This window comes from Sphingobium sp. EM0848 (assembly GCF_013375555.1).
Lineage (GTDB): Bacteria > Pseudomonadota > Alphaproteobacteria > Sphingomonadales > Sphingomonadaceae > Sphingobium.
The window spans coordinates 1,055,947-1,062,500 of the sequence record NZ_JABXWB010000005.1 but is presented as its reverse complement, the minus strand read 5'-3'; the positions used below and the strand labels follow the sequence as shown (position 1 = coordinate 1,062,500).

The 6,554-nt window shown below is 64.6% G+C and carries 5 protein-coding genes (1 of these 5 running past the window's edge); 2 read left to right on the top strand and 3 right to left on the bottom strand.

Features of this window, described 5'->3' with window-relative positions:
* A protein-coding gene (locus tag HUK73_RS22950; RefSeq protein WP_176594790.1) for a hypothetical protein crosses the window boundary here: on the bottom strand, positions 1-1,715 show its 5' portion. The gene continues 676 nt to the left of window position 1, outside the view; the window shows 1,715 of its 2,391 coding nt (coding positions 1-1,715); the start codon lies at positions 1,713-1,715; its stop codon lies beyond the left edge, outside the window.
* 336 nt (positions 1,716-2,051) lie between these two features.
* Here HUK73_RS22950 and HUK73_RS22945 point away from each other — a divergent pair, with 336 nt between their 5' ends.
* Positions 2,052-2,849, top strand: coding sequence for a DUF2189 domain-containing protein (locus HUK73_RS22945; RefSeq protein WP_176594107.1), 798 nt, complete (start codon positions 2,052-2,054; stop codon positions 2,847-2,849).
* 140 nt (positions 2,850-2,989) lie between these two features.
* A complete protein-coding gene (locus tag HUK73_RS22940; protein WP_176594106.1) occupies positions 2,990-4,489 on the top strand; it encodes a CoA-acylating methylmalonate-semialdehyde dehydrogenase in 1,500 nt (499 codons plus the stop codon).
* Between the two features lie 36 nt (positions 4,490-4,525).
* Here HUK73_RS22940 and HUK73_RS22935 read toward each other — a convergent pair whose 3' ends face one another.
* Both HUK73_RS22935 and HUK73_RS22930 read right to left on the bottom strand, forming a co-directional pair.
* On the bottom strand, positions 4,526-5,875 hold the full coding sequence (locus HUK73_RS22935) for an ATP-binding protein (RefSeq protein ID WP_176594105.1): 1,350 nt from the start codon (positions 5,873-5,875) through the stop codon (positions 4,526-4,528).
* Positions 5,868-6,545: a response regulator transcription factor gene (locus tag HUK73_RS22930; RefSeq protein WP_176594104.1), complete on the bottom strand. Its 678-nt coding sequence runs from the start codon at positions 6,543-6,545 to the stop codon at positions 5,868-5,870. Before HUK73_RS22930 ends, HUK73_RS22935 begins: the two co-directional genes overlap by 8 nt.
* Positions 6,546-6,554: the final 9 nt, after the last annotated feature.

Sequence of the window (6,554 nt, the reverse complement as noted above, 5' to 3'; positions counted from 1 at the left end):
GCCAGCCGCAGCCGGTCCACCGACCCGTCGCGCACCAGTCCATCGGGTTGCAGCGTCATGCCCGACAATTCGACGCCAGCGACCTGATCCAGCCGCTGTCCGGACAGGATCGCCCAATCGTCCCCGGCATGCAGGCTCAGCCTGTCCAGTCGGCTCGCCTGCACATAGGCCCTGAGCGGCACCACCAAGGGCGCCGCGACACCCTGATATTTAACCTCGACCCTGATGTCGCCGGGCTTGCGTTCACCAAGCGGCAGGGACAGCAGCAGTTGATCCGTGCCCTGCACCTTCCAGGGCAGCGGCTGCGCCGCGCCATCCCCCTGCCGCAGCGCTACGCCCTCGACGCAGGCAGGCGCATCGCCGGTCAGGGTCAGCGCATTGTCGCGACCGATGACCAGGGCGGGCACCTCACCCGCCACTTTCCACGGCGCATCTCCGGGAAGTTGCAGTGTGAAATCGGGGCCATTGAAACGCTCGAAACCCCAATAACCGTAAAGATGTCCCTTCACCGTGCCCTTGAAAGCGGCGGGCAGCGGGTCGCTGCTCTTCACCACATAGCCGCCACGATCCGCCCGCGCCTCGACCGGCAAGTCGATCGTCTCGCCGGTCCCGGCGGTCAGCTTCACCATCATGTCCCGCGCATAAGCGGTGGAATAGATGAGCGGCGCCCCCTCGACCGGCAGCACCAGGCCCGGACGCGCGGCGCAGATCGGGCCATTGGCGGTGCTGCGCAGGCGGGGCGGGCTGTCCGCCTCGATGGAGGGCATGCCGACGACCAGCACCGATTTGGGCTTTCGGAAGGACGGCGCCTTGTTGAGCAACAACGAAGCAGACGCATCGCGCCGCACGCTGATCGTCGGCAGATAGTCGAATTCCGGACTGCTAAAGGCGCCGAAAATCTTCGCCACGTCGCGCACCACGCCGATATAGGGGCTGTAGAAACCATAGCCCGCCTCCCTTGTGGAGCTGAGTTGCAACGCCAGATCGGTCGGCGCGCCGGTCAGCGTTTCGGCGATGGAACTGCTGTGCACATCCGCCAGCACCAGTTGCTCCCGGTTTTCGAGCAGGCAGTTCGCCTGAAGCTCGACCACCTTGGACAGGCATTCGTCATTGAGCTTCATCGACAGGCTGTGCGCCAGCGCCGGGGCGACCGAGCGCAGATATTCAGGATGGATGTTTTCCTGTGCCCGGATCGCCGCCATGAAGGCATCCAGCCGCGATCGGTCGAGCGAAGCCTGGTTGAGCTCCTGCGTCGCGCGGGTGAACTCGCCCGGCTTACCGCGCACAGCGTTGACGATGGCGCCCTCCGCACCGCCGGTGTCGGGCACCAGGAACAGGGTCATCTGTCGCGCGCCCTTGGGCACGATCAGGGTAAGGCTGTTGTCCTTTTCCTTCTTCTTCCAGGTTTCGACCGCCTTCACCCAATCCTTGGGCGGCGGATTGGTCGCGCCACGCAAAAATGTCGAAAGCAGCAGGAAGCGCGCACCCTGATCCTCCGGCAGATCGGCCTTGACCGAAAGCCTGTCGCCTTCGGCCAGGCTCGGCACCTGCGCAATGGGCAGCATATCCTTGCCCCGCGTCACCGTGACGCGCAACTCCGGCCCGCTCAGTTCAAAAGGCGCAGGATTGGCCGCCTGCACCGATGCAGCCGACAGCGCGACGCTCGCCGCACCGCAAGCCCAGGATAAGGTCGTCAATCGGCTCGGCAGCGGCATGATGTTCCGGTTTCTCTTCCAGCGATCAAGAGCACGCTGTTCCACATCGGCTCCCCAATTCCAAGAGCGGAACCGATGCAACCGGCTTTGCGATGAAGAACAAATGCAGCGGGACGAACGGCCCGGGTCAGTCCCTCCGATCCGGAGAAACAGCGCTTCGTCATCCTGTCAGGAAAGGGCTGGCAAGCCCGACAATCCGGGTGTAGGATGCCCGCCATTGGCCATGAGGCGCTCCCTCATGCCGAGAGATGTTCGCCCCGAAAGGACGGGCATGTCCCGACAGAGGACCAAAGCAGAGCAATAGCGCGTCATGGCGTTCGGTCAGGAGAGCGAACCATGGCCATTGCCCATCCGTCGCCTGTGGCGTCCGCCAGGGACGATATTGCCATTCGTACCATCACCTTCGACGATCTGCGTATTTCCCTGCGCCAGGGCTGGGACGATTTCCTCGCCAAGCGCGGCGATCTGGTATTCATCGGTTTCGTCTATCCCGTCATCGTCCTGCTGGCGATCATGTCCGCCAGCCGCATGTCGATCATGCCCCTCGTCTTTCCGCTGGTAGCCGGTTCAGTGCTGCTGGGACCGGCCTTCGCCAGCGGTTTCTACGAACTGGCGCGGCGGCGCGAGGCGGGACTGGATTCCCGCTGGCGCCATTTCATGGATGTCGTACGCAAGCCCGGGACCTCGGCGGTGTTCGACCTGACCTGCGTCACCGCCATGCTGTTCATCGGCTGGATGGCGATGGCCTGGCTGATCTACCATGTGACGCTGGAAAATGTGCCGGGTTCGGTGTCCTCCTCGGGCGCGTTCCTGTCTGCGGTGTTCGGCACGGCGGAAGGCATGCAGATGATCGTCATCGGCAATCTGGTCGGCTTGTGTTTCGCGGTCCTCACGCTGGCGGCCAGCGTCGTGTCCTTCCCGATGGTGGTGGACAGGCCGGTGAGCTGGGGCGTGGCACTGCGCACATCCTTCCGCGTGGCGTGGCATAATCCTGTCACGGTCCTGGCCTGGGGCGTGATCGTCGTGGCGCTGCTGTTCCTGGGCGCGCTGCCGGCGCTGGTCGGCCTTGCCGTGGTGCTGCCGGTGCTGGGCTATGCGACCTGGCATCTCTACACCCGCGCCGTGGTGCGGTAATAGACGGGGCCGCCCCGGCAAGCGGGGCGGCCGTCCATCAGGACCTGTATTTTTGCACAACCAATGTGCCGTCATGTCTGTATAAGTGCAAAGCCGATGCGGCTATTATTGCTCCTGTCTCATCGGCAGGAGAGGTAAATATGCGTTCCATCACCCATTATATCCACGGAAAGACTGCGCCCCTTCCCGGCGCCCGCCTGTCCGACGTGCTCGATCCGGCGACGGGCACGGTCCAAGCGCAGGTCGAACTGGCCAATCCCGCGCATCTCCAGAAGGCCGTCGATTCCGCCCGTGAAGCCCAGCCCGCCTGGGCCGCCATGAACCCGCAGCGCCGCGCCCGCGTCCTGTTCCGCTTCAAGGAACTGATCGAGCAGAATATGGACGATCTCGCCCATCTGCTCTCATCCGAACATGGCAAGGTCATCGCGGATGCCAAGGGTGATATCCAGCGCGGCCTGGAAGTCGTGGAATTCGCCTGCGGCATCCCCCATCTGCTGAAGGGCGAATATACCGAAGGCGCCGGTCCCGGCATCGACGTCTATTCGATGCGCCAGCCACTGGGCATCGTGGCGGGCATCACGCCCTTCAACTTCCCGGCGATGATCCCGCTCTGGATGAGCGCCATGGCCATCGCCTGCGGCAATGCCTTCATCCTGAAGCCCTCCGAACGCGACCCGTCGGTCCCCGTGCGCCTCGCCGAACTGGCGATGGAGGCCGGCCTGCCCGCCGGCATCCTGAACGTCGTGCATGGCGACAAGGAAATCGTCGACGCCATTCTCGACCATCCCGATATCAAGGCGGTCAGCTTCGTCGGCTCGTCCGACATCGCCAATTATGTCTATGCGCGCGGCGCGCAGAACGGCAAGCGCGTGCAGGCCATGGGCGGCGCGAAGAACCACGGCATCATTCTGCCCGACGCCGACATGGATCAGGCGGTAGCCGACATCGTGGGCGCCGCCTATGGCTCGGCGGGCGAACGCTGCATGGCGCTCCCGGTGGTCGTGCCGGTTGGCGAGGCAACGGCGGATGCCTTCCGCGCCAAGCTGGTGAGCGCCATCGAAACGCTGCGCCCCGGCACCCCGACCGATCCTGATGCGCAATATGGTCCGCTCGTCACCGGCCAGCACAAGGCCCGCGTGGAAAGCTATATCCAGATGGCCGCAGACGAAGGCGCGGAAATCGTCGTCGACGGTCGCGGCTTCTCCCTTCAGGGCTATGAGGAAGGCTTCTTCCTGGCGCCGACGCTGATCGACCGGGTAACGCCGCAGATGAAGAGCTATCAGGACGAGATTTTCGGCCCGGTGCTCCAGATTCTGCGCGCCCAGACCTTCGAGGAGGCGCTGAGCTATCCGAGCAAACATCAATATGGCAACGGCGTCGCCATCTTCACCCGCAATGGCGATTATGCCCGGAAGTTCGCCGCCGATGTCGAAGTCGGCATGGTCGGCATCAACGTGCCGATCCCGGTGCCGGTCGCCTATCACAGCTTTGGCGGCTGGAAGCGCTCGGGCTTCGGCGATCTCGACCAATATGGCATGGACGGCGTGCGTTTCTACACCCGCACCAAGAAGATCACCCAGCGCTGGCCAACTGGCGGCGCGGTGGTCGACCAGAGCTTCGTCATTCCGACGATGAGGTGAGGTCCATGGGAAGAGGGTTGCGTTGTGGCCCTCTTCCTAAATCCCGGCCGGAAGCAGGAAACCGATCCTCAATCCCGGTGCGTTGTCGCCGATTTCCACTCGACCATCATGCATTGCGACAATTGCGGCCACCATGTTCAATCCCAGGCCATGGCCGGGTACATTCCTGCCGCGATCCAGCCGCACGAAACGGCGGAAGATCGCATCGCGGGCTTCCGTCGGCACGCCCGGCCCATCGTCACGAACCATGACGCGCACGCTATTCGCATCCCGTTCCAGCAGGAAATCAATGCAGGCCCCTTCGGGCGTATGCACCTGCGCATTGTCGAGCAGGTTGATGATCGCCTGCGCCAACAGTTCCGGGTCCCCGTGGACGCTCGTTCCGGCCGCGACATCGCAGCGGAGCCTGCGTCCCCCCTCCTCGACCGCAGGCGCATAGGTTTCACAAATCTCCGCCGCCAACATAGACAGGTCGACGGTGCGGAAACTGGCCCTGCGCCGCCCCCCCTCAATCTCGCTGATCCGCAGGATCGCGGCGAACAGCGCCAGCACCTTGTCCGCCTGCTCCAGCGCGGAGGACAACCGCTCGCCCTGCCGCACGGGATCGTCCGCCGCATCCAGACTATCTTCCAGATGGTTGCGCAGCCGCGCCAGCGGCGTGCGCAGGTCATGGGCGATGTCCCCCGATAACTGACGCAGATTCTCGAGCAGGCCGGTGATCCGGTCCAGCATCTGGTTCAGCGAATGGGCGAGCGCATCGAATTCGTCCTGCCGCCCGCTTGCCGGTACGCGGCGGTTGATGTCGCCCGCCATGATGCTGTCCGCGGCACGGCTGATCGCCGACAGACGGCGACGCAGATAGGCGCCGAGCAGCAGCGCACCGGTCAGGCTGAGCAGCAGCACCACCGCAAAGGCGGCAAGGAAGATGCCGCCCAGCATATGATCGACCCGATCGACCACGGATCGGTCGGCACCGACCACCAGCCGCGTGCCGTCGTTGAGGTCAACCGCCCAGGCGCGAGCCACATCCGGCCCCTCCAGCCTGTCCTGGAAATCAAGGTCGCTCCAGCCAACGGGCGGCCGATAGGCGTGCAGTCCGCCCGCTATGCGCCGGCCGTCCCGCGCAAACACAGCATAGAGCAGTTCGTTGGTCGTATTGCCCGCCTCCCGCTCGCGGATGGCGAAGTTCAGCCCCTCATGTCCTTCCTGCCGGAATTCCGCGACCAGCGCGCCGCTATCCTCGACGATTTGCGCTTCCAACTGGCGCATGAAGGCGGCGTGGGCGAACAGGATGACCGCGATCCCCAGCAACAGCGTCGCGGCGGCAAAGCCCAGCGCATAGACAAGGGCAATGCGGTAAGCCGCGCTCCGCAGGAACCTAGCCATGCATGACGAGCCGATATCCGACATTGCGCACCGCCTCGATCGCTGCCGGTACGCCGCTGTCCGTTAGTTTGGAGCGCAGGCGGCTCATATGGGTTTCGACGATGCTGGTCTGCGGGTCGAAGGTGAAGCCCCACACCCGTTCCAGCAGCATGGCCCGCGTCACTGCCTCGCCCGACTGGCGCATCAATTCCTCCAGCAACCGCATCTCGCGCGGCTGGAGCGCCACCAGCTTTCCCTTGTAGCGCAGTTCGCGCCGCAGCAGATCCAGTGCCAGATCCCCCTGTTCGATCCGTGCGCCCGGTTCCGGCACCTGCGCACGCCGGACAATGGCGTGCAGCCGCGCCAGCAGTTCGTTCATGGCAAAGGGCTTGCCAACATGATCATCGGCGCCCGCATCCAGCCCCTCCACCCTGTCGTCGATACCGTCCAGCGCGGTCAGCAGCAGTACCGGAACCCGCCGTCCCCGCGCCCGCCATTGCCGCAGCAGATCCAGCCCCGACATGCCCGGCAACATCCGGTCGAGGATCACCGCATCAAAAACATCGACTTCGACCTGCTCCGCCGCCTGCTCGGCGCTGAAGGCCTGTTCGACTCCGTGCCCGGCCCGGCCCAGCCCCGCCGCGATGAACGAAGCGAGGTCGGGATCGTCCTCCACCACCAAAATGTGCAAGTTCCAGGC

Bases quoted from the DNA above. Each gene is read 5' to 3' on its own strand.
- HUK73_RS22935 (WP_176594105.1), bottom strand. From the start codon at position 5,875: ATGGCTAGGTTCCTGCGGAGCGCGGCTTACCGCATTGCCCTTGTCTAT.
- HUK73_RS22940 (WP_176594106.1), top strand. From the start codon at position 2,990: ATGCGTTCCATCACCCATTATATCCACGGAAAGACTGCGCCCCTTCCC.
- HUK73_RS22945 (WP_176594107.1), top strand. From the start codon at position 2,052: ATGGCCATTGCCCATCCGTCGCCTGTGGCGTCCGCCAGGGACGATATT.